Source organism: Caballeronia sp. LjRoot34, from assembly GCF_964253815.1.
GTDB lineage: Bacteria > Pseudomonadota > Gammaproteobacteria > Burkholderiales > Burkholderiaceae > Caballeronia.
This window is the reverse complement of record NZ_CAXUSB020000004.1, coordinates 397542-420945: the sequence shown is the minus strand read 5'-3', so window position 1 is coordinate 420945 and position 23404 is coordinate 397542. Positions and strand designations below refer to the sequence as shown.

Annotated in this window: 38 protein-coding genes and 1 pseudogene; 10 read left to right on the top strand and 29 right to left on the bottom strand. The window is 56.4% G+C overall.

What is annotated here, in order from left to right; genetic code table 11:
* The first annotated feature begins 37 nt into the window (after positions 1-37).
* The 7 genes and pseudogenes from ACSQ36_RS42450 to ACSQ36_RS42420 all read left to right on the top strand — a co-directional run.
* Positions 38-229, top strand: coding sequence for a hypothetical protein (locus ACSQ36_RS42450; protein WP_436187008.1), 192 nt, complete (start codon positions 38-40; stop codon positions 227-229).
* Between the two features lie 160 nt (positions 230-389).
* Complete coding sequence (locus ACSQ36_RS42445; RefSeq protein WP_436186871.1) at positions 390-1760, top strand: hypothetical protein; 1371 nt, start codon at positions 390-392, stop codon at positions 1758-1760.
* Positions 1761-2541: 781 nt separating this feature from the next.
* Positions 2542-3015, top strand: coding sequence for a hypothetical protein (locus tag ACSQ36_RS42440; RefSeq protein WP_436186870.1), 474 nt, complete (start codon positions 2542-2544; stop codon positions 3013-3015).
* Between the two features lie 16 nt (positions 3016-3031).
* A complete protein-coding gene (locus ACSQ36_RS42435) occupies positions 3032-3703 on the top strand; it encodes a hypothetical protein (protein WP_436186869.1) in 672 nt (223 codons plus the stop codon).
* Positions 3704-3714: 11 nt separating this feature from the next.
* On the top strand, positions 3715-4440 hold the full coding sequence (locus ACSQ36_RS42430; RefSeq protein ID WP_436186868.1) for a hypothetical protein: 726 nt from the start codon (positions 3715-3717) through the stop codon (positions 4438-4440).
* 308 nt (positions 4441-4748) lie between these two features.
* Positions 4749-5141, top strand: a complete 393-nt coding sequence (locus tag ACSQ36_RS42425; protein ID WP_436186867.1) for a hypothetical protein — start codon at positions 4749-4751, stop codon at positions 5139-5141.
* Between the two features lie 427 nt (positions 5142-5568).
* Positions 5569-5733, top strand: a pseudogene (locus ACSQ36_RS42420) (SOS response-associated peptidase family protein); the annotation flags it as partial.
* A gap of 47 nt (positions 5734-5780) precedes the next feature.
* Here ACSQ36_RS42420 and ACSQ36_RS42415 read toward each other — a convergent pair.
* Positions 5781-6326 carry a hypothetical protein gene (locus tag ACSQ36_RS42415; protein ID WP_436186866.1) on the bottom strand — a complete coding sequence of 182 codons (546 nt, stop codon included), beginning with the start codon at positions 6324-6326 and terminating at the stop codon, positions 5781-5783.
* 349 nt (positions 6327-6675) lie between these two features.
* On the opposite strand from ACSQ36_RS42415, the gene ACSQ36_RS42410 reads away from it, so the two are divergent.
* Together ACSQ36_RS42410 and ACSQ36_RS42405 are read left to right on the top strand one after the other, a co-directional pair.
* Positions 6676-6801, top strand: coding sequence for a hypothetical protein (locus ACSQ36_RS42410; protein ID WP_436186865.1), 126 nt, complete (start codon positions 6676-6678; stop codon positions 6799-6801).
* 249 nt (positions 6802-7050) lie between these two features.
* Complete coding sequence (locus tag ACSQ36_RS42405; RefSeq protein WP_436186864.1) at positions 7051-7857, top strand: tyrosine-type recombinase/integrase; 807 nt, start codon at positions 7051-7053, stop codon at positions 7855-7857.
* On the opposite strand, the gene ACSQ36_RS42400 is transcribed toward ACSQ36_RS42405, so the two are convergent.
* From ACSQ36_RS42400 to ACSQ36_RS42390, 3 genes are all read right to left on the bottom strand, one after another.
* Complete coding sequence (locus ACSQ36_RS42400) at positions 7798-8310, bottom strand: hypothetical protein (protein ID WP_436186863.1); 513 nt, start codon at positions 8308-8310, stop codon at positions 7798-7800. The genes ACSQ36_RS42405 and ACSQ36_RS42400 overlap by 60 nt on opposite strands.
* Positions 8311-8791: 481 nt before the next feature.
* A complete protein-coding gene (locus tag ACSQ36_RS42395) occupies positions 8792-9262 on the bottom strand; it encodes a DUF3876 domain-containing protein (protein ID WP_436186862.1) in 471 nt (156 codons plus the stop codon).
* A 233-nt stretch (positions 9263-9495) separates the two neighbouring features.
* Positions 9496-9978 carry a hypothetical protein gene (locus ACSQ36_RS42390; protein WP_436186861.1) on the bottom strand — a complete coding sequence of 161 codons (483 nt, stop codon included), beginning with the start codon at positions 9976-9978 and terminating at the stop codon, positions 9496-9498.
* A gap of 355 nt (positions 9979-10333) precedes the next feature.
* On the opposite strand from ACSQ36_RS42390, the gene ACSQ36_RS42385 reads away from it, so the two are divergent.
* Complete coding sequence (locus tag ACSQ36_RS42385; RefSeq protein ID WP_436186860.1) at positions 10334-10651, top strand: hypothetical protein; 318 nt, start codon at positions 10334-10336, stop codon at positions 10649-10651.
* Positions 10652-10827: 176 nt separating this feature from the next.
* Here ACSQ36_RS42385 and ACSQ36_RS42380 read toward each other — a convergent pair whose 3' ends face one another.
* From ACSQ36_RS42380 to ACSQ36_RS42260, 25 genes are all read right to left on the bottom strand, one after another.
* Complete coding sequence (locus ACSQ36_RS42380; protein ID WP_436186859.1) at positions 10828-11280, bottom strand: hypothetical protein; 453 nt, start codon at positions 11278-11280, stop codon at positions 10828-10830.
* 163 nt (positions 11281-11443) lie between these two features.
* Entirely contained in the window at positions 11444-11707 is a 264-nt protein-coding gene (locus ACSQ36_RS42375) for a hypothetical protein (RefSeq protein ID WP_143331861.1), read from the bottom strand.
* A gap of 42 nt (positions 11708-11749) precedes the next feature.
* The gene (locus ACSQ36_RS42370) at positions 11750-12115 is read right to left on the bottom strand and encodes a hypothetical protein (RefSeq protein WP_436186858.1); all 366 of its coding nucleotides are present in this window, start codon (positions 12113-12115) and stop codon (positions 11750-11752) included.
* Positions 12116-12212: 97 nt separating this feature from the next.
* Positions 12213-12476 carry a hypothetical protein gene (locus ACSQ36_RS42365; RefSeq protein WP_097276777.1) on the bottom strand — a complete coding sequence of 88 codons (264 nt, stop codon included), beginning with the start codon at positions 12474-12476 and terminating at the stop codon, positions 12213-12215.
* Between the two features lie 40 nt (positions 12477-12516).
* Positions 12517-13074, bottom strand: a complete 558-nt coding sequence (locus tag ACSQ36_RS42360; RefSeq protein ID WP_436186857.1) for a hypothetical protein — start codon at positions 13072-13074, stop codon at positions 12517-12519.
* 28 nt (positions 13075-13102) lie between these two features.
* Positions 13103-13687 (bottom strand): H-type lectin domain-containing protein, encoded by a 585-nt coding sequence (locus ACSQ36_RS42355; protein WP_436186856.1) that lies wholly within the window; start codon positions 13685-13687, stop codon positions 13103-13105.
* A gap of 210 nt (positions 13688-13897) precedes the next feature.
* Positions 13898-14263, bottom strand: coding sequence for a hypothetical protein (locus ACSQ36_RS42350; protein ID WP_436186855.1), 366 nt, complete (start codon positions 14261-14263; stop codon positions 13898-13900).
* 149 nt (positions 14264-14412) lie between these two features.
* Complete coding sequence (locus ACSQ36_RS42345) at positions 14413-15123, bottom strand: hypothetical protein (RefSeq protein WP_436186854.1); 711 nt, start codon at positions 15121-15123, stop codon at positions 14413-14415.
* A gap of 230 nt (positions 15124-15353) precedes the next feature.
* On the bottom strand, positions 15354-15563 hold the full coding sequence (locus tag ACSQ36_RS42340; protein WP_436186853.1) for a hypothetical protein: 210 nt from the start codon (positions 15561-15563) through the stop codon (positions 15354-15356).
* Positions 15564-15621: 58 nt separating this feature from the next.
* Complete coding sequence (locus tag ACSQ36_RS42335) at positions 15622-16032, bottom strand: hypothetical protein (protein WP_436186852.1); 411 nt, start codon at positions 16030-16032, stop codon at positions 15622-15624.
* Between the two features lie 14 nt (positions 16033-16046).
* On the bottom strand, positions 16047-16280 hold the full coding sequence (locus ACSQ36_RS42330) for a hypothetical protein (protein WP_436186851.1): 234 nt from the start codon (positions 16278-16280) through the stop codon (positions 16047-16049).
* Positions 16281-16564: 284 nt separating this feature from the next.
* Positions 16565-16903 carry a hypothetical protein gene (locus ACSQ36_RS42325; protein WP_436186850.1) on the bottom strand — a complete coding sequence of 113 codons (339 nt, stop codon included), beginning with the start codon at positions 16901-16903 and terminating at the stop codon, positions 16565-16567.
* Positions 16904-16924: 21 nt separating this feature from the next.
* The gene (locus ACSQ36_RS42320; RefSeq protein ID WP_436186849.1) at positions 16925-17218 is read right to left on the bottom strand and encodes a hypothetical protein; all 294 of its coding nucleotides are present in this window, start codon (positions 17216-17218) and stop codon (positions 16925-16927) included.
* 106 nt (positions 17219-17324) lie between these two features.
* Positions 17325-17666 carry a hypothetical protein gene (locus tag ACSQ36_RS42315; protein ID WP_436186848.1) on the bottom strand — a complete coding sequence of 114 codons (342 nt, stop codon included), beginning with the start codon at positions 17664-17666 and terminating at the stop codon, positions 17325-17327.
* Between the two features lie 418 nt (positions 17667-18084).
* Entirely contained in the window at positions 18085-18366 is a 282-nt protein-coding gene (locus ACSQ36_RS42310) for a hypothetical protein (RefSeq protein ID WP_436186847.1), read from the bottom strand.
* A 6-nt stretch (positions 18367-18372) separates the two neighbouring features.
* Positions 18373-18612, bottom strand: a complete 240-nt coding sequence (locus ACSQ36_RS42305; RefSeq protein WP_436186846.1) for a hypothetical protein — start codon at positions 18610-18612, stop codon at positions 18373-18375.
* A gap of 14 nt (positions 18613-18626) precedes the next feature.
* Positions 18627-19103: a DUF6998 domain-containing protein gene (locus ACSQ36_RS42300; protein WP_436186845.1), complete on the bottom strand. Its 477-nt coding sequence runs from the start codon at positions 19101-19103 to the stop codon at positions 18627-18629.
* A gap of 46 nt (positions 19104-19149) precedes the next feature.
* Positions 19150-19548, bottom strand: a complete 399-nt coding sequence (locus ACSQ36_RS42295) for a PIN domain-containing protein (RefSeq protein WP_436186844.1) — start codon at positions 19546-19548, stop codon at positions 19150-19152.
* The gene (locus tag ACSQ36_RS42290) at positions 19545-19790 is read right to left on the bottom strand and encodes an AbrB/MazE/SpoVT family DNA-binding domain-containing protein (protein ID WP_436186843.1); all 246 of its coding nucleotides are present in this window, start codon (positions 19788-19790) and stop codon (positions 19545-19547) included. Before ACSQ36_RS42290 ends, ACSQ36_RS42295 begins: the two co-directional genes overlap by 4 nt.
* Positions 19791-19905: 115 nt before the next feature.
* Entirely contained in the window at positions 19906-20586 is a 681-nt protein-coding gene (locus tag ACSQ36_RS42285) for a tyrosine-type recombinase/integrase (protein ID WP_436186842.1), read from the bottom strand.
* Between the two features lie 181 nt (positions 20587-20767).
* Positions 20768-21589: a hypothetical protein gene (locus tag ACSQ36_RS42280; RefSeq protein ID WP_436186841.1), complete on the bottom strand. Its 822-nt coding sequence runs from the start codon at positions 21587-21589 to the stop codon at positions 20768-20770.
* Positions 21586-21777 (bottom strand): hypothetical protein, encoded by a 192-nt coding sequence (locus ACSQ36_RS42275; protein WP_436186840.1) that lies wholly within the window; start codon positions 21775-21777, stop codon positions 21586-21588. The genes ACSQ36_RS42280 and ACSQ36_RS42275 overlap by 4 nt, the downstream gene beginning before the upstream one ends.
* Positions 21778-21859: 82 nt before the next feature.
* Complete coding sequence (locus ACSQ36_RS42270) at positions 21860-22222, bottom strand: hypothetical protein (RefSeq protein ID WP_436186839.1); 363 nt, start codon at positions 22220-22222, stop codon at positions 21860-21862.
* A gap of 107 nt (positions 22223-22329) precedes the next feature.
* Positions 22330-22881 carry a phospholipase D-like domain-containing protein gene (locus ACSQ36_RS42265; protein ID WP_436186838.1) on the bottom strand — a complete coding sequence of 184 codons (552 nt, stop codon included), beginning with the start codon at positions 22879-22881 and terminating at the stop codon, positions 22330-22332.
* A 319-nt stretch (positions 22882-23200) separates the two neighbouring features.
* On the bottom strand, positions 23201-23371 hold the full coding sequence (locus ACSQ36_RS42260; protein ID WP_436186837.1) for a hypothetical protein: 171 nt from the start codon (positions 23369-23371) through the stop codon (positions 23201-23203).
* Between the last annotated feature and the right edge of the window lie 33 nt (positions 23372-23404).

The window sequence follows — 23404 nt, the reverse complement described above, 5'->3', positions numbered from 1 at the left end:
GGGCGTGACAACGACCTTCCCCGGACTCTCCCCCATCATGGACTATCGCGTCAGCTACGAGCACAGCCTGGCGAGCGCGCCCGACGACTACATCGCCAAGGTTCCGTCGCAAGTTGTCGAAGGCGTGCCCGCGAACATTCCGCGCGCCCTTCTTCCCGAGTACATCACTGATCTCATCCTGAAACGCTCCGTGCGCATCGGCAAGATTCGCCATCTACGAATTATTTAGCCGCAAGCTGTCCCTAGATCCTGACATAGAGCTCACCGACACAAGACAGTCAGCACCCGGGTTACCAGAATGGCTCATCGCCTGACGGCGAGTCGTGTGTCAACACCCTCGCCTATAATGCCAAAACTGATAGTGATTTCACGGCGGGGAGCCCCACTTTATGAGTCAAGCACACGGGCGATACTCGGGATCTCGAGACAATGGCCAGCGTCAATCGCGCCAACCTTCAAAAACGACATCCCACCGACAGAACAAGCCATACGTAAAAGCTCCACCTACTCGAGATCCGGCCCAGACGGCGTCCATTTTCAAAACGCGTTCGTTTAAATTGTTGGTAGACGCGGTCGGCGCGGAGAACATCGCACTGGGACTCGACTCCAACTTAACGCGCGTGGCCGAATTGGTAAACGGCGAGAGATTCACGCCTGAGACAGCCTTTCATATCGAAACGACGCTTGGACTACCGGATGGGTTTTTCGATCAGCCCAATCCTGTCCTCACGCCCGAGACCATTGCACGATTGAGGTCACCACTAGACTTCATTCATGTGAACGCCGAACCAGAGTCTACGTACGAGCAAGTGTTGAAGCCGGCTCCTGTTACGCAGGCCAATCACCCCCCTACCCTAACCGATCGTTTGCCCAGAGAACCAGAAATGCCAAAGAAGACAAATGGCGGGTCGCCACGGGCCGTCGCGAAGAGCAACACTACGGCGGCGAAACCTGTCCCAGCAACCCCACTGAAATCGGTACCTGCGAAAGTCAAAACGTCTTCAAAGTCGGGGGCTCAGCAAACCTTGCCGTTGAACGACGTCGCAGCTTTGGAAAACATTCGTCGCGCTAACCTGCACGTGCTTACGTCCCGCAAAGGATCGAAGGTGCGGCTCGGCGCGGTGATGGAAATTAGCGACTCTAACATGGCCAATCGTTTCTACGGACAGAAACGTATGAACGATGCCGAAGCAAACCGGTTCACCGAACGCCTCGGTTTGCCGACTGGCTGGTTGGACGTTCCGCATTCAGTAACCGACATCCCTGAGTCGGTGTCGGATTTGCTTGTTCCCCCGTCGCGTCACCATGCATCCGCTCAGCAAGAACTGCCACCCGCGATTGAGCCAAAAGCGACATCGGCGAAGAAGCCTGCGAGTACGAAGGCGAAAACTGCGGGTGCTCGACTCGCCCTACCCCCTGATGCGAATGGCACAGGCGGTCCAGCAAGCGACGCCGCTGAGCCGAACTTGGTCACGGGTCAACTAGATCAAGCGGCTCCGTCCGCTGTCGAGCCGGCTGTTCGGCAAACCGGTGATAACGATGTCTCGTTCTCCGCCGCCCGTCAGCAGCTTGCGCCAGCCCCCGTAACGCAGGTGATCACCGAGCCGCACCGTCTCACTTCGGCAACTAGCTTGGACGATTTGCTAGGTATCGAACCGATAGCCGAAGCGCTGATAAAGACACTCGCGGGCAAAGCGCGTACTGGTCGCCTAGACGAAATGAAAGCCTTGGAACTATTGCGACAAATCGTGTCGCTCTGATTTGAATCGACATCGCAGTTGATACCACGGGTCAGACGTATTGGGAGGCTCACCACGATAGCCCGCGAGGACGGTTCTCGCTGGCGTCCCAGGTGCAGCGCGGCGCCGAAAGATTTTGGAAATCTCGCAGCATTGCAAGACCTATTGGTGGGCCCCTGACTATGGCGCCCCACCTCCGGCACACCAGAGAATTCTAGCTGCGCCGCCTTGTGTTTGTCACAAGCTTGGGCTATCTTGAAAGTACTGTATATACATACAGCTTTGGGAGGCCACATGGAACAGTGGGTGCGAGTTCAAAACGAGCGCGATCGCCAAGTGCTGACGTGGTTGCGCGCCCAGGTCGATGACGCAGCGATCGCCGCCGCGGCGCAACGCTGTGCCAGCCCGGGCGTCAAGCCGTATTTGTCCAAGGTGTGCCGCGCACTTGGGGTGACGCCGCCCCGGTATGCTATTACCCGGCATGCCACTGCCGAAGTTGGGGAGCGACATCTCGCCAGCATTTACCAGATTCTGCGGCGACCAGCGTCTGCCGCTCGAGCGAGCTAACCGATTTTTTGCATTCAGCTTTGAAACCGTGCGATCGCGGGAATAATGAGACAAGTGGGAAAAATGGGAAAAATGGTGTAAGCTATCCTCATTACGACATTGCCCTAGTGAGGGTTACCCCATGCTTACTTGGGACGATGAAGTTGAGCTCTCACAAAAAGAGCGGCGACGGGTAAGAGAGCTTGCTACCTCTGGGCTTGATAGAGTGCTTGTCCAGCTATCACGCACCCGTGCAATGCTCGAGGCAATGCCGCGGCCGGATCAGAATCGCGACGCGTTTCTTGCCCGCGTGTGCGCCGAGCAAGACCGCGTCGCGGCGCTTCGCCGTGAGCGCCTTGCGCAGGTTGCGGAAAGGCTGCCAGAGTCCGGTCGCCTCATCAGCGTGCCTTGGGGCTGGCTTGAAAAATATTTAGGCTCTAAACCTACTGACTACGAAGTGATCCGGCGCAACGGCCGCCCGGTGACTTTCGAGGGTGCGTCGGGCGAAGCGCCCGGCTGGGTGAAGCAGCTCCAGCGCACATACGCGCTTCTGTCCGTTCGACGCGGCGGTGAACTCCTGAAATCGCTGCGCAACCGTACGCTAGCGAAGCGGCGCGCCCGTTGTGGCGCGGTTGGGTTGGCGGGCCGCGTTCCAAGCATTCTCACGCGAAGCGCCGCAGCGCGAACCCGCATGGTTGCGCCGATCGGCGCGCCGCCGTCGATTTCCTGAGCAGGAAGGATCTGAAATGGAACTGACAACGAAGAGAAACAAGGGCGTGACGAAGACTGATCTGCTCGCGCTGGTGGTGGGGCAGTATTCAGGTGATCCGGCGATGTTGCTTGATCGGGTCGCGCAAGATTTGCTCAAGGGTGTTTCTGATGGGCTGCGGACGTCTCTCGCCAAAAAGGACAAGGAGCTCTTGGCGAGCGAGGCCACGCGCGAAGCGGTTGCCGCGTCGCTGGCCGAGATGCTGTTAGGCGACGGCGTCCCCGAGCCACAAGAAACGCAATCGTTGCCAGTCTCCAGATGGAGCCCTGAAGAGGTACTCAAGCACACTGGTATGTCGAAGAGCACCCTATACCGCGGCGATCATACGAAGTTTTACAGCGTGATCCCGCCAACGATGCAGAACGGCCGAGCCTATCCGGCTTGGCAGTTCGTGGGCGATGTCCCTTCTCACCTACCAAAAGTGCTGGAAGTCCTCAACAGGAAATCGAGAATACAGGTCAATAGCTTCTTCGTGTCTGAACGAGACGCACTGAACGAATTGTCTCCTGCAGAGGTACTCGCAGGATTGCCGTTCGAGGATCGTGGTGCGATCGCGCCCGAACAATCGCGGATGCTGTCGCTCCCTGAAAAGGTGCGGCAGGACAAAGTCATTGCACTCGCAGCACTGGAGGTCGCGGACCCGGACTGAGCAAACAACCGATGTCCATAGACGATGAATTAAAAAAGAGCATGCCGACTTGGCTGGAGGGTTTGGTTCCAACCGCGGAGCAAATCTTTCGAGCCTTAAGCCAACAACGATATACCTATGACGTTGGCAAGGAATTCGTACGTGCGGTCGATAATGAGAAGTATGTCGCAACCGCTTCGCCATTTAGTGCGCACCGTTTTGGACCCCCGCCCGAATTTGTGAAAGCGGACGGATCACTTGAATTCACCTGGGTATATATTGCGGGCGAAAGCCTCGTTGCGTCTTGGGAAAGCCAACTCGTCTTGAGCAACCGCGGCGCGGGAAACGGTTACCACATCACGCGCAAGGCCACCGCGCGTGGGGTGATCGCGAGAATTAGGTTTAAGCGCCAACTCGTGCTCTGGAATCTTGGAGAAGATCACAGCAGTCGCCTTGGAATCCACGACATCATTTCGTCGAGTGATCACGAAGCCTGCCAATGGCTAGGACTTCGGCTTAGGGAAGCGATGCTGAGTTTGCCGCCCGAGGACCGGCCCGACGGCTTTGCCTACCCGTCGCGCAGAGTACGAGGCATGCCTGCCTTGGCGCTCGGGGACTGGGCGGCGCCCGACTTATTCAAGCAGGCTGACGTCACGACTGAGACATTCGTGGGATCCGACATCCACTCCTACTTCATCGGGGACTTGATGCGAACTGAACCGCCCGATCTCGATGCTCCTACGGCCGCCACCGACTGACCTTCAAAGCGTCCAACGAGCTGCGATTTGTGCCGTCCTATGTGAGGCCAACGGTCAGCGGCTTCGGATGTCGCAACGGGCCGTTGAAAGTCGGAACAAGAATTTGACGGGGATTTCACACCCGCTCGCACCCAGTCGGGTGATCGTGACTCACGTCTACTCCGGGCTGTATGAACAGACAGGGCAATCGCTGCACAAGCGAGCCTGTGAGCGAAGTAACGGTTACATTGTCGCGATGGTGAAATTTTTGAACGACGTTCTACACGAACGCCAACCCTTTTACTTCGTTGAGCACCAGGAGAAGGACAATGACCATGCTCAGTCACGATTGCCACGTAAGCCTGTATCGGATCATCTGGGAAAGTGGTGAGGGCAGTGTCCAGGCGTTTGCACTCGAATCCACGCGAGATTCCGCGCGGCGGTTTTTTGAAGCTGCGATCGCGTTGATCGTCGGCAGGCCCGCCGACGATCTGGAACTGTACAACTTGTATTCGTATCGCGATCTGGTTGACAACGGCGTGAGCGAGGACGAGGACCTGCGCGTGTTCGAAGTCGGTTCAAGAGGCGACGTCGTCACCGGATGGGCCAAGAAACCACTATTTCTGACTACCGATCCGACCCTGGTCGGCAAGTGGGCGGAGCTGCAGGCCGAGATTGCCGCGCTGGCCGCGCAAGAGGCGATCCGGCGCGTAGGGGGATAACACTTGCAATGCACTTTAAAAACCGTTGAGCGCATTAATTGTGTCAAGCCAGCGTCCTCGATCGCGCAAGAGACTGTACACCTATGGCATGATGCGCAACGAAATGGAACAGGAATACGGTAATGACGAGGTGCTTGGTAACACTTGCCGTCAACGTCGAAGACAATGCGGTGGACGTCTTCAAAATGGAAATGCCACTAGAAGAGGCGACCAAGTGTTTTGCTTCCGCCTACGAAGATTCGAACGCCTCAAAGCGCATTTGGACCGACTTCGTCGCAGCCGCGGTGAATACGACGATGGCTTGGCGTAGAGAGCATTACGGCTTCGGACCAGGATCGGTAACCGAGTCGCGAAATGGTGTCGTGGTGTCGCGTCGGAAGCGCGCTTAAGTGTAGACCTTCAGCCACTCAAATAACTCGGGCCGGACCCGCAAGAGATAGCACTTGCTGGCCATGACCGCTGCATTATCCCGGTCAAATCCGAGCACAACGATGAATGGCTCGATCCAGACCCTTTGAATCTCGCGGCGCAATACGACGCTATTCTTGACGATCGGAACCTACCGTACTACGACGACCGTAAGGCGGCTTGAGCTGTCGCGCCCACGTAGGCATGCCGATTTCGAGGTGACCAAGGTATCTAGCCGATGGGACGGGGTAGCTGTAGAAATTCACCAGTCTCGGCAGCGACAGTGAGATAGGCTCGCGGCATTTTGCTCAGTCTCCAACCGAGAGTAGGAGTGCGCAACAATAAATCGTAGACCGCATTCCGCACAGCGCGATTTAACGCCGGCATCGACTCATCTGGAATATGGTCCGTATGAAGGCCCTCAAGCGCGTTGCGAACCGAGTAGGCGACGATGGTCGCCGTCCATCTGTACGCTTGCAACTGATGATGCGGCCAAGGAGGTTCAGATCTCGATACGGCTGGTTCCCAGTATGACGGCAGCCCGAACAAGACTCTCCACAAAGTTTCATCGCGAATATCGTGAGGATTTCTCAGTAGAAAGCGACATGCGCTAACCAGACCTGATTTGACCGCAGGAGCCACCGCTCCGAGTTTTTCTAAGGGAAGGTGATCCGCGCACTTGTCGTGGACGACGGCACTTAGAATTTCGACCAAGTCAGTCCTTGCAAGTTGCAAAATCCGTCTCGCGGTCATGTCTTCGGCGGCCACCCATTCCATTTTGCGGCTCCCAGCAAAGCCTGTCTCTGGCACTACCGACTGGATGACTGTCCGTTCGCTAATTCGACACGTACCTATGGCGATTCGGACCAGCGTTCAGCAGGTCGCCGTATTCTGCAACGAGTCTTGCGTCCATCCAGCATAGTTGATAATTTTAGTCCAGGGCAATGCTCAGGCTGACGAAAAAACAATTATTGCCCTCGAACTTGTTGACCAAGGGCTGAGCGTCGAAGAGCTCGCGAGCCGAACGGGAAAGCTCGTTGCGTCGGTCCAGAAGCAGTTGGACCGTATCCGACGAAAAGTGCGCGAGTGCCTCTTTGCGCCCTCCCCGCTTATCGAGCGAGCTGCGATGACGCTGCGCGTCTATCTTGCGGGTTTCGACGTTTCTCGCAGCGACGCGTTCCATCACGACTGGGGCTATATCGCCGAGGAGCTTGGTCTCAGCGCGAATCTGATGCTGGCCTGCACCGCATAGATCGTCGTGAGTGACGTGAGTGCTCGGCATGAGGATCAAGAACCAGCGCGAATAGCACGAAAATATCCCCTCTCCTTGCAAACCGATGCGCGAAGCGTCGCTTCGCGTAGGATGTGAAAGGCGCCATTTCAGTATATCGATTTTATGCAATTGACCCATTGGCTCATCGACCCCGAAGGATCCTACGCAAACTGGCAAGCCGAGGAAGCTGCCGGCGCCGATCGCCGGCCGTTTGCTGAACAGTCCATCGTGCAGCATCGCGCGATGTTCTCGCGCTTTCATCGCTACCTCGCCTCACGCGGCCAAACCGTGGCCACCTTCGGTTCAGACCATATCGATGGCTTCCTTATCCATATCGCACCCGATTGCGCCGACGGCACGACTACGCAGATCCGCTACCTTAAACTCATCGATCGTCTGACGCGGCATCTGGTCGACGTGGGCGTGCGCCAAGAAAATCCGGCGACCACGATGCTGCTGACACAATCGTGGCCGGAAGACGAGCCCACTCCGGTTTATCTGTCCTTCGAAGACGACGAGCGCCTCCAGCGGTCTCTCGTGGTGCCGGATGATCCATCCTTCAAGATCATTCGGAACAAGGCCGTGGTGGCGCTCCTGGCGGCCAGCGGGATTACATCCGCAGAACTGAAGCGCCTCAAACGCGCAGACCTTGCGGTGGGCGGCATCCGACCCGACGTTGCTATCGCGAAAAGCGGCCCCCGCCTTGGGCGCAAAGTACCCATCGACGTGTTCGCCCTCGAGGTGCTGACTGCGTATGTCGCCGAACGTAACGAGATGACATGCACAAGCGAGTGGCTGTTCGTAGCCACCGCTGCCGGCAAGCCTGTGAAAGACGACACCCTGGGGCAATGTGTGCGCAAGGCGCTCGCAGAGGTCGATGTCGCGGCCGCCGACATGAGCCCTAGACTGCTGCGCAACACGTACTGCCGCCGGCACCTGCGAGCGGGAAAAACCAACGAGCAGGTCAGTTCATTGTTAGGACTGTCGAGCCATCGCACGGCGGTACGCATTCGCCAGACCATCGAGGAAATGTAACCGCCGAAGTAAAATGGGGCGGAATCCCCGGCCGGCAAGCCGCGTCTCTGCGGATTTCATAACCAGTGCGTCCTTGAAGCGACGCCATGTTCCGTCCAAATCCTGTACTTCGACGTCGTCCAGAAAAATCCCATCGACAGACCACTCCTGCTCATGGGCATGCGCGTCGATCTTCCAGTAGAGCCACGCGGTTGGCTTGAGCCAGTCATCGTCTTCACGTGTCAGGCTCGCCAGGAAGGGATGATCATCGCGCACGCGTTGCAGCACTGCGAGACTCGTGCGGTAAGTCGCGCCGAACGATTGCAACGCTGCTCCAAAATTCTTCCAGAAGCTGATGCGGAAGATCCCTTGTCCTGCCGACAGAGATTTTTTCGCTTCGATCAGCGAGACGTGCGGATGACTGTCCTTTGTTATCCAACTCCAGTGGCGCGCGCGCAACTGGCTGCCGAACAAGTCGAGATGCGACAGCCGAGCTGTCATAGCGGTAAACATATCCGTCAGAATCACTCATTCATCGTTGCTCCCTGTTCTCACGATGCTATTCCGATGCGGTCTCAAAACCGAATTTCAAGAGATTTTGTATGTCCGATGCGAATGCCTCGGCTTCGGCATTGCCGATGTCGTCCAACACGCTGATGTCGGCCTTCAGATAATCCCAGGGGCGACTGAAAATCAATTTCCATCCAGAGGAAGTCCAGAGGTGTACCTGGCCCCTGCTCGCCGCTGGCTCTCCAGTCCCCGTCACCTCCGCTCTCAACTTCAGAGTTCGATTTCGATGCGGCTCGAAGGTATCGTAGTAGTTGAAAGAGATAATGGCAACTCACTGCACGCCACCGTCGACGCGAGTCCGATCCACACTCGACGTTATAGCGTTCTGCCGTGCGTAACTGAACGTTGCCATACCCACCTCCCTTTGACTTACAGGCCTTTCCTCTCACTTCACACGCTGAAGCTCTCCCGTCCCGTCGGCAAATTGCATTAGAACGACGTCCTTCTTTTTGTCGTAGCCCAAGCTTTGCGATTCCAACCCCGTGCCGATGACCAACATTCCGTCTTTGTAAACGGCGGGCAACTTGTCGGTCTTCACACCACCGGCGAAAAAGTTCAGATGCGTATCGGCGACCAGATAGTTGTCACCGTTCTTTGCTATCTCAAGAGTGGTGTGCCGAGTCGGCGCTGACCACTTCCCGAGGTAAATATCTCCGCCGTGATCCCCGCATCCACCCAGCAGAGAAAATGCACACACAGACGCCACGAAAATCAAACTACGCACCATCGCTTTTTTCCTTGTTACCGGCGGCCGGCCGGCTTCGGTGCGCCTACGCGCGAAAAACGGCCGGCCGGCTTCGGTGCGCCTACGCGCGAAAAACCTTTCCGTGGTTATGACCGTCACGCTTTCGCGCAAGGAATGTCGGGCCGCATTGGGTTCCGCACCCCCCTTCGGACGCGCAGAGAGTTAGCAAGCCGAGCACATTCGTTCGACGTGCGCGTCATCTGGGCTCGTACTTTTTTGTCTGGCTCCCGGCTCTCGCGAACCGTGACAAACATTGCCGTCGCCAGTACACCGAGGGCCAGGCTCAACGCTCGGAACGCGTACGAACCCAGCGCTCGGCGTGCGTACCCAATCATAAAGATGATTTAATTTCCGTCATGTGCGTAGCCGTCCGCTGTCGTATCGACACTCACGCGGATAAGTACTTTGCTGGTCCCAGTGATCCCGCCGCCCTGAAAGGTGAGAGAGCCTTCTTTCTTGTAAAAAGTTTGAATACGATAAGCGTCTTTTCCAAAATAGAACGGAATAAATGCCTTACCTGTAACGTAATCGTGAGAGTCATTCGGAACACCAATCAAATCTTCGACTTCCTTCTGACCCATACCAATCCGAATTTTCGCGAATTTGCTACTCTTCGCAGGTATACCGACAATTTCACCGTCAATTCCACCGACATGGATTTTCTGGATGCTGCGACCATCGGCGGTAGAAGTTGACTGCTGGGTGCTTCCTGCTGGAGATGGCGAAGCCGTCGGCGTAGTCTGCGGTTGTGATGTGACCTGTTGCAATGCCGAGCAGCCACATAACACGGTTGCAAGACCGATAGCCACGATATTTTTCGTATTCATGCGATTTCCGATTTTTATTATTGCAGTGTTTAACAAGATATTTCCTTACCCCAGTTCTGCGAGATGCCGGTTGAGCGAATGCTCGAGTCGCGTTCGGCCGCAGTCCGCCGGAGGCTCGCGCCCTACCAGCCTACAAGTGTTGTCGGATTAAAAAAGGAAAACTTTAGATCTGCACCCGACTTTCTTCCGTCCGAGCTCAGGGCTGGCAACCTGGTGACACGGATCCCATTAGGCTCTGAGCTCGCGGCACAAGGCGTCGTGCCTCAAGTAGCGCTCGTTCGACCAATTTGCGTTCTATGTCGGTGTTGGTCGTGACTACCGTGTGCGTCGCACCGCGGCTTTGAGATCAATGCGGATGGATAGCTTTTCCTATTTCCCTGTACGCCGGCGCGAACCGGCCTTTTATTTAGGCCAAGTTGTTAGCTCACCGCTTCCCGATGGCCTTGGCCGCCCACTCTTTGGCGGCGTTCACTATCTTCGGCATGCGGTCCATTTTCTGCGCGCCACGCTCGGCGACGATCTCGCCACACGCATCTATGCATTCGTCGCATATCGTCGCGTCCGCAATGCCGCGGACGAGCAATCTGGCAACGTGCTGGCTGTTTCCGCAAAAGTCGCAAAGCAACACATCATTGGCGCTTTTCATCGTGGCTTTTGCTGTTCCTACTCGTGATCACGAAGGTCCGACAGAGACTCTTCAAGGGTCTCCGCAGCGTCGAGGTGCAGTTACCATCCAACGGCTCTCCTGACGGCATCCTGCGCGATTCCGCCGAGTCATGTAGCACGTTAATCGCGGCCCGCAGCGCAAGTGATGTGGTCAATGCAGACATCGTCTTTTCCGTCGTTGAATCAGCAGGAGCTGCGGGAGTTGTATGCCAAGGTTCTCCACGCGGAGTCGAGAGGTAGCTCGAGCCACTCGCAATACCGAGCGGCAGTCTTGCCGCAATCGACGTCCGCGAGCTCACCGACATCACGCCCATCAAGGACGCTCACTAGAACATCTCGGAAGCGGTCATTGAGGTGCCCATCACCAGAAAGCACGCATTTGCAAGCGAGCAGAGCATTTCTCCTCCCCAGTTCCGAATCCACTTCCGAGGTTGAGAAAATGCCACCCGCAAGCCCACCCCGATACGCCTCCGCGATCAAGTCGCGCACGAAATAGAGGACAACCGCGACTTCGCATTGATCGTCATACGGAAGTTCGGCAGCCGCAAGCCTCGCTTCCACTTCGGACAGCGGCGAGGTCGCCTCTTCTTCCGTTCGGATTCTTTTTACAACCTTTTCCGTCAGGCTCATGTCCATGCAGGGATACCGGAAGCGTTGCTCTTCGCGCGGCCTTGGCTTCGGCGCGGCCCAGCGCTTGCGCAATGCGTCCTTCCCGCGACCCGCGTTGTTTTGCTTGCCCCATCTCGCGATCCTTGTTGTCCTGTTTGGCCCGCGCGACCGGCGCGAGCTTTTCCTTGGCTCAGATCCTGACGCCAAGCGTCGAGCCTTTTGGGCCAGATGCTTGGTGCGCGCTTTGATAGTTGCCGTAAACGCCTTCATAACGATGGACGTCCATCGCCCGATCATAGGTCTGTGCGATATACACGAACTGCGGGTCCGTCTGCGCACCCACTACCTTCACTTCAATCACCTTGGCTCCTGGCCGAGCATCAGGTTGTGTCCGATGAACACCAGCGTACTGATCCCCGCCCATTGCATCATCAATAACAACAAATACGTTCATGATTTGTCCGTGTTGCCCGCACGATCGGCGCGAGCGGTTTTCCTACGCAATGATGGTCGGAATGTGCGAACCGAATACATCGAGCTCCGCTGTGGCGATGAGGTTCGCCACAAGCTGGACGGCCTTGAAGCGGTATGCGTTCCGCTCGGGCCAAATTTGGGTGTCAGCGGTCTTCTCGTCGGCGGACGGAAACCAAGCGACGATATGGAGTCCAGCCACAATGGGATGCGGCACGACGATCTGATCATCGGTGGCGGGGACACTTTGTGTCGCGCGAACTGCGCAGTGCATGTGCATCTTCAGTCTCGGCGTTGTGTCGAGGTTGCTGTCGGGTAAATCGTCTTCAAGACACACCCACGCCTGTCCACCACGCCTCAGATAGTCGAATCTTGTCACAGCGATTTTCATTATGTTGTCCTTGGTACCTGCGATGCAGGCGAATTTCTGTCTGAGTTCCTCAAGTCGTCAAACGTGGCGACGGTCTTGGCGTTGATGCTTTGCTCAGTTACGCTTTCGGCTCGTTGTCCGCTTCCGTAGATTGCTTGAGCGCGTCGGGTCCAAACTTTTCGAGGAGGAGCCTATCGATTTGGCTCAACATGACTGGAACCGGATTGGCCGCCTTTGCCTCGGCTAATACCTTCTCTATCTCGTCCAGTGCGACCCGGATCACAGTATCTTTCTGCGCTTTGCTGAGGTCATCGCGGGCCTGCTGAGTCCTGATGCAGTCCAGCCACTTGCTTGCCGTGTATACCGCCTGTATCGCGTCCATGTCTTTTCCTTGTCTCGCAGCCGAAGCCGCTTTTCCCTTGTTAAACCCGGCCAGCGCTCTTCAAGGCATCGATCGCTGCGATGCAATCGGGATCGCCACAGTCTGCCATGCATCGCAGACAGTCGCCGCCACAATCGACGCTGAGCGGGTCGTCCACATCGCCAAGCGCGCGCCCGCAAATCGCGCACTGCACCCGGACTCCCATCTCGCTTTCTTGTGGCATGACCTTTTCTTCGCGATCGACGGTCCAAACCGCCAGTGGTCTATATCTGTACGCTGCCATGTGAAATTCGTACCTTTCGAAGCCGATTCCCGTGGCGAGCCTGCATTGCGGACAATGGAAGTCCAGGAAGAAACGTTCAGGGTCTTCCCCAGAGAAACGCCTCTCGACCTCATCGAAAATTCCACGTGAATAACCCTTCAGCTTCGAGACACGGGCGCCGTTCCATCGATAGGCACTGGCGTTGACCAACGCGCTGGACGAGAACGTCACGCCGTATCCGCATCGACCGCACTCAAATCGATTGGGAAAGAATAACCATCCATCCTCATCCAATCCGGCAAAAAACGAAGCGGCGGCGCCTTGTTCAAGTTTCACGGCTTTTCCTCTTTTCCGTTGCTTGCTGTCATTGAGTCGATGAAGGACCATCATAGGCGAACCACGATACCTCTACCCATGCGGGCGCATGCGTCTTGCCACTCTCGTCGACCCATGTGTACATGTACAAGGCGAAGCCGTCACGTGTTACCTCCGCAGGAGGTGCAGCGACGCTGATACGAACGTTGCCAGTGCCGGGCCCGCCCCCATCTATCGACTTCAGCGTGACAAAAACTTGGGGCGGACGAGAAAACGGTCGAACGCCCGGTCGGGCAATGCCACTCTCATCCTTCCAAAACGAAATCTGCCTTCGCCATGCACGCCAGTTTTGCGGCATATTGCCTTCAAAGCCCGCAGGTAACGGGCCGAACTGGGCATTTCCTCCGGTGCTAACAGTCCCTGCTATAAAGTTTATGCTTGAAACTTGTGCTTCGACAGACGAACTCTTTGTTGTCGCATGCCAAGCAGCGATCGCGCTAATCACAGCAATGACCACTGATGTGACCGAACTTATAACGCCGAGTTTTAGCTGAGCGCCGGAATCTGTCCCTGCTCCCTTATTGCCGCTGTTGCTCTGCTCGGTTGGTGCCTCACCGGCGATCTTATCGTCCATACGAAGCCTCCATTTATCCCTTCTATCACCGAAGCATGTCCACGGTTGGCACCGAAACCGCTGCCCTGAACAGCCTCCGCAGGGTATCGCGGTCAATGCCTGACGCCACGGCCTACCAATCTTGGTCAATGCGAGCTCGTCGTGCCGGGCGCGAAATGCAGCGATACCGGCCGCGGCGGGGCGCTCCTGCGCCTGGCTCTTTTCCTTGTTTCACATGCCAGGGATATAACTCAACCGAACCCATGGTCCCGCGTCGACCCGTTCCACGAATTCTTCGTCATCCCCAGGATGAACGAGAAAGCGATGCACTTCACCTTGCGTCACATCCCAAAGGTTGCCATTCTCATCCCGCACCACTGAATGCGCATCGAACATCGTTCCCATAACTTCGTCTTCAGCAACAAGCAACCAACCGCGAACCACCTCCCAGGACGGAAACCTGTCCACCCATGCAGCCGCATTTTCGTGACAACGATTGGGAGTTGGCGCCCAGTCGGCTGGACACGCAGTCACATAGTCCAACCTGCCTACGTCTCCCCGACGATCAAAGAGAAGCCGCGCCATATGTGTGGTCATGTGCTTTCCCGTCCTATTGCGCGAGCAGCTTTTCGACTGCCGCGATCGCTTTGCGCTCCACGTCGGCCAGCATACCGACTCGCTCCGCATCTTCCTTCGTTCATTCTTCCAGCGCGACGAAATCCCATCGAATGGCTCCGTGAATGCAGTTAGCGAAGCGTTGGCCGGACTAGATCTTGTACCAAAGTCTTGCGCTTCCTATAACTTTCATCGATTTGCACGGGAGGTCGCGGCATCCAATCCACCAGCGTGTTGAACGCAGGAACAAACATATCTACGAGTAGATTTTCGTGCTGGTTCCGCACGTTGGGCACATACGCGTGCGCATCGCGGTTGCGAATCATCTGAGTCAGGAGAACGAACGCGCCGTACATCAGGTCGGCCCTCGCTTCAAAGCGCTCGATTTCCGCTGGGTCGGAAGCTGCGCCTGGCTTGTGATGATCGATCATCAGCGGCACCCATCTCTGGAGTAGATTCGTGAGAGCGCCATAGTCTGCATATGCGGTGGTCTCCAGTTTCGAAGGATCCCCTTTGTAACGGCGTGCCTTACGGCACCACTCCACAATGTCGGCATCCTTCGGTTTTACCGCCATGGGCTTGGCCTCCCGAATTTCGATTTTGTTGGCCAGCACCGCACCCTTCAGAAGATATTCCGCACCGACAGAAAAAGTCGTCCAGCAAGCCAACCTGCCGAACGCCTTATCGATCTTCAGGCATCGAGCTTCGGTGCCACCCGGTGCGAAAAAGAGTCGTTTTGCACCGCCCCACTTCAGCAATTGAGAGCGTGTGACGAGCCACATACCGGCCGTGAATTGAAGCTCGCCGTCAACCACCGGATCAGTAGTAAAGCTCAGTGTCATTCTCTTTTCCGTGTTCAGTTTTTTGGTGCTTGCCGATCACCGCGACCGCTCAAAAGATTGAAGCGGTCCAACCAATGTTGACTCTTCGCGTCACACTCTGCGGCATATTTATTGTCGCCGCGCTCACGCGCCTCGTTGGCGTCAGCCAGCCACCTTGACGCTCTTACATCAGCGTCCAACATACGGTCAGCCAATGGTCTTGTCGGCATGGGTGTTTTCCGTGGTCCGGCCTAGTCAATCATGCGGTGGTATCGCCCCACATGGACAACAGCCTCCACAAACCGTTTTGCAGTGTCGTAATCCATAATCACCGTCTTCCCGTCGACGGTCAGATAGATGCTGTCTTCCGGATAAAACGACGACCGGCCTAGTTCAACGTCAAACGTTGCCTTGCCGCCTTGGTCTCGAATGGTTTCTTCGAAGTACATAGTTGTTGCCATAAATATCCTTGATTTCTCACATGAGGGGGAAGTCTGTGCGCCAATGTTTTCCGATGGCCTAAAGTGCCTTGCCGATCAAGAGAGCCGCGAGAACGGGGCCGAAGATGGATGGCTGCTGCTTCGTTTGGTCGACGACTTGGCCGGTCCAATTCGCCAGTAGGGCCAACGCCTCGTTCTGTTCCTGAAGGAGGCCGATTTGCAAGGCGAGCAATTTGTCGGTCCCGGTCGGTTCTTCAATGCCAACAGATTTGCAAATGCGCGCGATGTTGGCATCCATTTGCTGTTGCAGTCCGGTCGTTTTCAAGTCATTCATGAACTCGACCATCTGACCGCGATTAGGCTTCCCGTTCAAGAAAGCATCCAACTTCGCGTTCAGAGCAACCGGTCGCCCGCAAAGCTCGCGCGCCCGGTTTATTTGATCTATCCCGGCACGCTGCTCCGCCGGGTCTTTGAGTTTTGCTTCGCTCATAACTGTTTTCCGAGCTATTGGATGTCGCTTGCGAGGAAGGAGGCGGTCTCCAACGTCTCTGCGGCGTGGTCACGACCAGACAACGCAACCGCCAGGTGATACAGCGCCGTCGCCCGGTTGTGTTGATCGAGGTAGCCCGGTGCAGATTCAATCAGCTTGATCGCCTCGACAACCGCTTTCGCCTGAGCCGATGCGTCGGAGCCGCTTAGGCGTTTGACCAGATCGGCCATAGGTTCAAATTTGTCCATGTCCTTTCCTCTGTTTTCCGTTCTCAGTTTGCCCGCTTCTCGGGCGGTAGATCGCCGCAACGCAGCCAGCTTTTTTCGTCCTCGATCCAGCTAAGACGGTCATGTGCGGTTGAGCCATTGCGTCGATTTTTGAACCAGACCCACCGGGCGGTCAGCTTGGAATCAGTCTCGCGCAACGCTCGCCCTGCGCTATCGCGAACGACATAACGCGGCTTGCGGGGTCGTGGAATAGTCGCCATGATTTTCCGTCGCGCAGTGGCGACTTTAAGAAGTATCGGGTCAGTTCAGAGCGGATCGTCGGGCAACATGTGACCGGTCCGCTGAAGATCTACGACGAACGCCGCAATGTCTCGCGCGTAATAGGCATACATGTACTCGTAGCTAGGATGCCCTTCCTCGATCACGTCTCCCTCCAGATGGAATGACATACCCGACGTACCCCAATGAATCTCGGGGGCACTGTATCGGATGAATTTGCAATCGTATAGCCAGTTACTATCTTGAAAATTCAGCAATGCTGCAGTTTCGCTCGGGGCAGGAACCATGAACTCGCGAGTTTGATTGTGCACATTGCGGGCGATGACCCTGTGAACGCGGACCATAGGCATCTTTTGCTTTCTCATGACTTCCGTTTTCCGATGCCGTTACTGATACTCAGGGATCGAAGCAAACTCGGCGGGCGTCATGGCATCGAACTCGATCCTTGCGTTCAACCGCATACCCGCCTTCGGCTCGCCATTCAGGGCCGTCAATGCAGCCGTGATTTCGTCCGCCCGGACGATCAACGTTTCATCGCCCACGGTCACGCGCGCGACCAAGATCAAGGCTGTTGATCCTGCCAGCGCTTGTATCTCGGAACGTCGCCGCTTGATCGACTGATTGAGCACGGGATCGGCCAGCGCCTTCCATGCCTCATCAACGTTTTGGTTACCTGTCATGTTGGATTCCCTGTTTTCCATTCCGCCTACCTTCGCGGTCCACACAAGAAAGGCGGTACATGCCGAGCCGCCTGCGGAGTATCCCTGAAGTAGTCTTCGATGATTCTCATCCGCCGGTGGAATTTGGTGGCGTCCAGCCCGCCCGTCTCGCCAAAATCTCCCACTGTTTCTCAGACGCATCACGTTGTTGCTCGCAGTACTTGGCGAGCTTCCCGAAAGCCTTATGAAGCGTGGGGAAACTCTGCGGCGATATCCCGAGCAGCCGTCCCTGCGCCCCGATCGGCACGAGTTGTTGTCGTGCCATGGCGCAAATTCCCTCAAGCGCTGTTCGCAACTTTTCATCCTCGGTCGCGACGGCCACTTCGCTGAGTTGATTCATGGCAGTGGACATGGGTCCAGTTCGGTCCAACGCCTTAAGGACATTGATGTAATCCTTCTCATTGTTCATACGTTTGTTTCCCGGCTTATGTGGCAGTTTTGGTTTGCGCTAGAAACGTATCGATGGCTGACAGGTGTACGCGGTAAATCTGTTGCGCGTGGGCGTTGAGACCCAGCGCATCAACAAAAGCCGGTTGCGTGTGGAACGTTGAGTCTCCGCTAACACGGACCCCGATTACATACCAAAGCAGTGTGCGAGGCGTGTAACCGGAATTTCGACTATTTTCCTGTACGTCCTCACTTACCGCCCTGGTAAGCGCTTCCATCGCTATCGCGCGGCCCTTGTGAGCGAGCAGCGTAAGGATTCGGTCCAGTATCAGCCCGGGGGTTTTAACAAACGAAATTTCCGTGTCTCCCATGTTCGACAACTCCGTAAAGTTTTAGGACAATGCAAAGCGCTCGCAGGCCGATGTTTTCCGTTGCGCGGTTTAGTCTTTCCAATCGTTATAGCAATGCCAACCTTTCGGCTGACCGGATGGTGAGCCCAACCGATATACGTAGAGCGCACGGGCGTTGCTCAACTCGCCGTTAAACGTGGTGGTCAACGTGACTGTCGCAGTCATTGCACCGTGTTTGCCTGCGATAATGTCATCTGTTACCTCAACGAACGAGCTACGTTCGCGGGCCAGCTTTAAGTCTTCCTCGTAACGCTCTTCAAAGTGAGCGAGCAACAGCTTGCGGCGAAGTTCTAGTGTGTATGAGTTAGGCATGTTTTCCTACGCTTCCAGTTCACTGCCTGAGACCTTGGCCGACACCTTGCACTCAGGGCAGGCGATGATGACACCACCGATTACGCTGGCGAGGCCGGCTCCAGTTTGCGCGAGCCAGTAATGCCCGCAGTTGCAGCTGGTGAAAACACTTTTGATACCCACTCGCACAGTCGACTGAATGCCAACCTCCCGGCTATGCTCATCGAGGTAGCTTACGTTGCCGAACTGAAATTGCTGGTTGTTCATCTGTGGCTCTTTTCCTATACCAAGCTCGTAAGACGGCCCGGTAACATTTCGTGACCCACCACGGTGCTCGCCGCTGCTGTGATAGCGGCAAGGGAGACGACGGAAGTGCCGTCCCACTTGGTCGGCAACAAAGCGCGAATCGGCGCTTCGAGTCCGTTGTAGATGACCGATGCCGTGCCCACACAAAAATCGATCCGAAAGAACAAGAGGTACTCAGCAAAGCCTCGTCCGCGCGTGAATGCGGGTCCCGCTTTCGGCCGTCCTGTAGCTTTGACTTGCACCGTGCGCCCGGCTCTGGTGAGAGCATCGACCCCTTTTGTTCGTTTTTCCGGGGCTACTAAGTCAAAGTGGTGCAGCGCCAACGCTTCTGCAATGTCCCCTACAAGTCGGCCGTCGAGTGTGAACTTCAGCCCAGTACTTGCGTAATGACGAGCAAGCGCTTGCTGCGCGCACCACAATTCGCGGACGACGCTCGGCAGTTCTATCAACACTCAGCTTCCCCCTTGTCCTGTTTTCCGTTATCGGCCCACGCCGTGATTACGCAATCAAACGCATCCCGGCGACCTTCGAAGCCATCACGTCGAAAGTTGCCGTGTACTCGCATTCGGCGACGTGCCCCGACCGTTCGATCAGGCAGTCCGCGAAATCCGCCTTCGCCGATGCACCGAAAACGCGAAGTGCTTTTCGCACCGTGTCCGCACCTTCAACGACCAGTTCCTTGGTACCGATTATCGAATCGATAATGTCCTTCATCTGCTCACGCTCGACGCCGTAGCAGCGCCCGAGCACCCACACGACCTCGACCAGTGCAACCTGCGAAACGTACCCTGGCTGCTCTGCCGTCAGAGACGCCATAAGGGCCGTCGCCTTCTTCGACTGCAAGGCATCGTCCTCGGCGAGGTACCGGACCAAAACATTTGTATCCAGACCGATCATCGCGGTGATGCTCCCTGCTCGGCGATGGCCCGGTTCATATCCTCAATCGACACGGGATTAGCGGGCTTCTTCACGATGCCTTTGAGCGACGCAAGCGAGCGCGTCGCTGGGTAAACCTCGTACCGGCCCGTGACCTCATTGAAGCTGAATTCGATCCGGTCGCCCGACTCCAATCCAAGGTGGTTGCGTACGTCCACCGGGATCGTTACCTGGCCCTTCGATGTGATAGTTGCTGCTGTCATAGTCACCCTCCAATATTCCTTACTTTATGGTAAGGTGGCGATAAAAGCAAGCGCCAAATAGCGCGCTAGCCCTTTGATTACGGCAAAATCGCGCCAAAACTGAAATTCCCATGCATCAAATGACCGTTGCGATGGCTCGGGCCATCTCGGCGAGCGACACATCGATATACCGGCTCGTTTGGTCAATGCTCTCGTGCCCGAGAAGCAGTTGAACTTGCTCGATGGTCGCGCCATTGGAAAGCAGCCTTGTCGCGAATGTTCGACGGCCGCTGTGGCTTGTTCCTTTCGTGCCAGCAGCTCGGTATAGCCCGGTGACGTACGCCTGTAGCGAATCAGCCGCCCAATAGCCTGTTGCAGCTCCCTGCGCGTCGGTACGGGGTTTCAAGCTCAATGAAAACGGATAACCCTTCCGACTGAGCACGAGAGGAAGGTGGGAATTAAAACCGTGATAATCCGTGCGGCCCATTGCTGTTCCCATCTCCCGTTCGCGCCTGTGCGAAACGTAGCGGCCCAGCGCAGCAATAATTTTGGGCGACGATGGATAAATGCAGCGTTGTCTGCATCCTTTCGTAATCGCCGCACGCAATGAGACCTCCCGCCGTAACTCGCCGCTCGCGAAGTAAAAGTCTGCAACGGTAACCTGGGCAATTTCGGTGATTCTCATCCCACATGCCAGCCCCAGTAGCAAAACAACCGCGTCACGCGCCGGGTGACGGCTGGTGGCATCCGTAACTCGAAGGAGATGCCGGATTTGGCTGGGGGATAGTACTTCGGCGCGTTTGATGTGTGGGTGCATAGCGAACCTCTGAACGTGTAGGGAATCGATCGTGTTCAGAGAGAAAAACCGTGAGGCTGTTTTTCGAGCACAGCACCGCACCCCGCCTACCAACCTCGGAAAGTACCTGAAGCCACATGCAGCGCACCTACGACGGCCAAAAAAAATCCCCAAGGCAAGCCTTGGGGATTGTCGAAAGTTGCTACAAGAACAGCTGAGCAGTTGCTCGCCGTGCTTCCTCAAGCGAATCGTCCGCGGCGGCGAACATATCGCCTTGCCGTGTAGCACGGTCGAGTCGCGGCAACGCCTTTGCGTATCTGCTAACGCCAGAACCGTCAAAGCTATCAGCGCCGGCGGCCGCGCAAATGCGAATCCGACGAGCTGAGTTCACCCGCCCGACGTGCAGGTGACAGTGCCGCCGTCGCGCAACAGAACCCCAGGCTTGCGCCGTGGCTTCCTTCCACTCGGTCGTGCCACCAATAAAGATGCCTATAGCCGGTGACAGCAAGCTCGCAACATCGTTGATTTGCATCCCGTTCTGCACGGCGAGCAGCATCCTTGTTGGCATGCCGCGCAGTCGTTCCTTCCACCGCAACGAAAACTCCAACGATGCGAGACCACCCGCTACGATGTCCGGCAGCACGATCCAATCTGCACCCTCTCCAAGCCGATCTACGGCAAGGAGAAATGCGTCCTCATCAAATGGCTGCTGCTGAACGAACGCCGACCAGGCGCCATTGTCCAGGGCGTAGCGCATGCCCTCGGTGCGAAGCTCGCCTTTGGCGGAAACGAGAAGGCGCCACCCGGCATCGCGCAAAGCAGCCAGGTTCCGTCTGGTCCCCGTACGGCTCGCATAGCCCACCATCAACGGGCGCTGCATCGCAATGCGTTCATCGCACTCGCCGTCGTCGGCCGAGCCGTCGACACCGTACTCAGCGTACGCCATGTGATTTTGCGACCAGCCTGCCTTTTCACCACGTGCGTAAGGCCCAAGCCATTGCGGAATAGAGTGATCGGTGGTCATGGCCGTGGCACCCTCCGCGGAACATCCTTGCCCGCGACGACGATAAAACTGTCTATCATCGGCTTGACGTCCGTCCGTCTTATCCATGGGCGTACGTCATCGGCTTTCGCATCGCCGATATAGTGCCGTGCGGCTTCTTCAGTGCTGAAGACTTCCGGGTAAAAGCGGTTCTTTGCTGCTTCAAACATAAGCGACTCCTCATGATGCGGAGCGACCCCAAACGGGATCGATCCCGCAGGGGTTAAGTTGATTTCCCGATCCGGATATCGGCTAATTCGGCATGAGCACGAACGTCCGCCAATGATCACCTGACGGCAGCGCACACACGAGATTGACCACAGGTATGTCCTCGGGATCGAGTTGGACAAGGGAATTCGATAGGACTGCGTTGTGCAGAAGAAAAATGAACATCAGCGGGCGAGCGCCCTGTTCATCCGTCAAATCCTGAAGCTTGCTTTGAGAGGCGCACACCTCGTTGAAGAAAAGATCTGCGTCCAGAATGCGAGCTGCGTCTGCAGACTTACGAGCCACGTCGGCGATCGCCCTCAGCGCTAATTCCGCCTGCGCCTGAGGGTCGTTGTCTGCGATTGCATCGCAGTCCACGAGACCTAAGCTGATCAGCGTGTTGAGCACGTCATCCGTGAAGTCACTGCACGAGTAAGCCATTGTTGCTCCAAGAAAAATGCGGAGCAGCCCCAAACGGGCTGCGAACCCGCTGGGTTAGAAGGTGTATGGTTGATCTACTGCGCGCTGTACCGCTGACCTCGAGCGGAGACGTCGTTCCAGTTCGAGAGATACGCTCGCACAATGTCTGGCCGACCGCGAACCACAATTACGTTTTCCGAATTGTACAAAGCCGCCTGCTGACTGTAGTTGTACGAACCTGTCTGAATCACAGCGCTGTCTACGGTTAGGTACTTGCTATGTTGCAATGGGTATGCACTGACCACAACCACCGGGATGCTTGCGTTGACCAATGCGCCCAGCGCAGCACGGGCCTTGCCACTGCGATCCTCTTGAACGTTGTTTCGATAGTCGACCGTAACAGCCACATCTACACCCCTTCGTTTGGCCGCAATAAGCGCCCGGACGACCGGCGCTGCTGTGAACGAGTACGCAAGTAACCGGATCGATTGCCGCGCGCTTTGAATCGTTGAAAGGACAAGCGCCTCGCCTCCGCCGTCAGGAGAAAAAGCAACCTGCACGTCAGCCTCAGCCGCGAATGCAGGTGCCGGAATGGCCGTACATGCGGCTAACGCCAAAGCAACGCAGAAGGAACGAAAACGTTTCATATAGATTCCTTTAAGTGGAAGGTTTACTGCAGAAGCCCCGCGTCCAAGAGGATCACGGGGCTTCTGCAGGTTTTAGCAACGACGAAGTCGCGGCATATTCAGTGGGTGGGCACGCTCCAAGGTGTGTCGAAGCAGCACCGCCCCGCGTACATCGGAGTGCGGTGAGACAACTGACGGACGCGGCGCTTTCGGCGGATGCGAATGCGCAGGACCACTGGACACAGCCAAGAGCAGCATCAAAAGATTTGCCATGATTTCACCAATAAAAATTGGCGCCGCAGTGGGCGCCAGAAGGGTTATGCCGTCAATGAGTCTGCGGCTAGGTACACAACGGCAACACGCGTACCGTGAGCCATTGGCCTTGCACCATCACGTCACGCAGAAGGGAGCCGTTTAAACGGTACTCACGCACGCGAGGCGCTTCGGTGGCGATTGCCTTTTCAGTTGAAAGTGACGGCTCCGTATTGCGGCCGTGTTCGAGGGATTGCATGCGGGTGCTCCTAAGGAAAACGAGGAGCACCCC

Bases quoted from the DNA above. Each gene is read 5' to 3' on its own strand.
- ACSQ36_RS42450 (WP_436187008.1), top strand. From the start codon at position 38: ATGGACTATCGCGTCAGCTACGAGCACAGCCTGGCGAGCGCGCCCGAC.
- ACSQ36_RS42445 (WP_436186871.1), top strand. From the start codon at position 390: ATGAGTCAAGCACACGGGCGATACTCGGGATCTCGAGACAATGGCCAG.
- ACSQ36_RS42440 (WP_436186870.1), top strand. From the start codon at position 2,542: ATGCTCGAGGCAATGCCGCGGCCGGATCAGAATCGCGACGCGTTTCTT.
- ACSQ36_RS42435 (WP_436186869.1), top strand. From the start codon at position 3,032: ATGGAACTGACAACGAAGAGAAACAAGGGCGTGACGAAGACTGATCTG.
- ACSQ36_RS42430 (WP_436186868.1), top strand. From the start codon at position 3,715: ATGTCCATAGACGATGAATTAAAAAAGAGCATGCCGACTTGGCTGGAG.
- ACSQ36_RS42425 (WP_436186867.1), top strand. From the start codon at position 4,749: ATGACCATGCTCAGTCACGATTGCCACGTAAGCCTGTATCGGATCATC.
- ACSQ36_RS42415 (WP_436186866.1), bottom strand. From the start codon at position 6,326: ATGGAATGGGTGGCCGCCGAAGACATGACCGCGAGACGGATTTTGCAA.
- ACSQ36_RS42410 (WP_436186865.1), top strand. From the start codon at position 6,676: ATGACGCTGCGCGTCTATCTTGCGGGTTTCGACGTTTCTCGCAGCGAC.
- ACSQ36_RS42390 (WP_436186861.1), bottom strand. From the start codon at position 9,978: ATGAATACGAAAAATATCGTGGCTATCGGTCTTGCAACCGTGTTATGT.
- ACSQ36_RS42385 (WP_436186860.1), top strand. From the start codon at position 10,334: ATGGATAGCTTTTCCTATTTCCCTGTACGCCGGCGCGAACCGGCCTTT.
- ACSQ36_RS42380 (WP_436186859.1), bottom strand. From the start codon at position 11,280: ATGGACATGAGCCTGACGGAAAAGGTTGTAAAAAGAATCCGAACGGAA.
- ACSQ36_RS42375 (WP_143331861.1), bottom strand. From the start codon at position 11,707: ATGAACGTATTTGTTGTTATTGATGATGCAATGGGCGGGGATCAGTAC.
- ACSQ36_RS42370 (WP_436186858.1), bottom strand. From the start codon at position 12,115: ATGAAAATCGCTGTGACAAGATTCGACTATCTGAGGCGTGGTGGACAG.
- ACSQ36_RS42365 (WP_097276777.1), bottom strand. From the start codon at position 12,476: ATGGACGCGATACAGGCGGTATACACGGCAAGCAAGTGGCTGGACTGC.
- ACSQ36_RS42355 (WP_436186856.1), bottom strand. From the start codon at position 13,687: ATGGACGATAAGATCGCCGGTGAGGCACCAACCGAGCAGAGCAACAGC.
- ACSQ36_RS42350 (WP_436186855.1), bottom strand. From the start codon at position 14,263: ATGACCACACATATGGCGCGGCTTCTCTTTGATCGTCGGGGAGACGTA.
- ACSQ36_RS42345 (WP_436186854.1), bottom strand. From the start codon at position 15,123: ATGACACTGAGCTTTACTACTGATCCGGTGGTTGACGGCGAGCTTCAA.
- ACSQ36_RS42340 (WP_436186853.1), bottom strand. From the start codon at position 15,563: ATGGCAACAACTATGTACTTCGAAGAAACCATTCGAGACCAAGGCGGC.
- ACSQ36_RS42335 (WP_436186852.1), bottom strand. From the start codon at position 16,032: ATGAGCGAAGCAAAACTCAAAGACCCGGCGGAGCAGCGTGCCGGGATA.
- ACSQ36_RS42330 (WP_436186851.1), bottom strand. From the start codon at position 16,280: ATGGACAAATTTGAACCTATGGCCGATCTGGTCAAACGCCTAAGCGGC.
- ACSQ36_RS42325 (WP_436186850.1), bottom strand. From the start codon at position 16,903: ATGAGAAAGCAAAAGATGCCTATGGTCCGCGTTCACAGGGTCATCGCC.
- ACSQ36_RS42320 (WP_436186849.1), bottom strand. From the start codon at position 17,218: ATGACAGGTAACCAAAACGTTGATGAGGCATGGAAGGCGCTGGCCGAT.
- ACSQ36_RS42315 (WP_436186848.1), bottom strand. From the start codon at position 17,666: ATGAACAATGAGAAGGATTACATCAATGTCCTTAAGGCGTTGGACCGA.
- ACSQ36_RS42310 (WP_436186847.1), bottom strand. From the start codon at position 18,366: ATGCCTAACTCATACACACTAGAACTTCGCCGCAAGCTGTTGCTCGCT.
- ACSQ36_RS42305 (WP_436186846.1), bottom strand. From the start codon at position 18,612: ATGAACAACCAGCAATTTCAGTTCGGCAACGTAAGCTACCTCGATGAG.
- ACSQ36_RS42295 (WP_436186844.1), bottom strand. From the start codon at position 19,548: ATGATCGGTCTGGATACAAATGTTTTGGTCCGGTACCTCGCCGAGGAC.
- ACSQ36_RS42290 (WP_436186843.1), bottom strand. From the start codon at position 19,790: ATGACAGCAGCAACTATCACATCGAAGGGCCAGGTAACGATCCCGGTG.
- ACSQ36_RS42285 (WP_436186842.1), bottom strand. From the start codon at position 20,586: ATGCACCCACACATCAAACGCGCCGAAGTACTATCCCCCAGCCAAATC.
- ACSQ36_RS42280 (WP_436186841.1), bottom strand. From the start codon at position 21,589: ATGACCACCGATCACTCTATTCCGCAATGGCTTGGGCCTTACGCACGT.
- ACSQ36_RS42275 (WP_436186840.1), bottom strand. From the start codon at position 21,777: ATGTTTGAAGCAGCAAAGAACCGCTTTTACCCGGAAGTCTTCAGCACT.
- ACSQ36_RS42265 (WP_436186838.1), bottom strand. From the start codon at position 22,881: ATGAAACGTTTTCGTTCCTTCTGCGTTGCTTTGGCGTTAGCCGCATGT.
- ACSQ36_RS42260 (WP_436186837.1), bottom strand. From the start codon at position 23,371: ATGCAATCCCTCGAACACGGCCGCAATACGGAGCCGTCACTTTCAACT.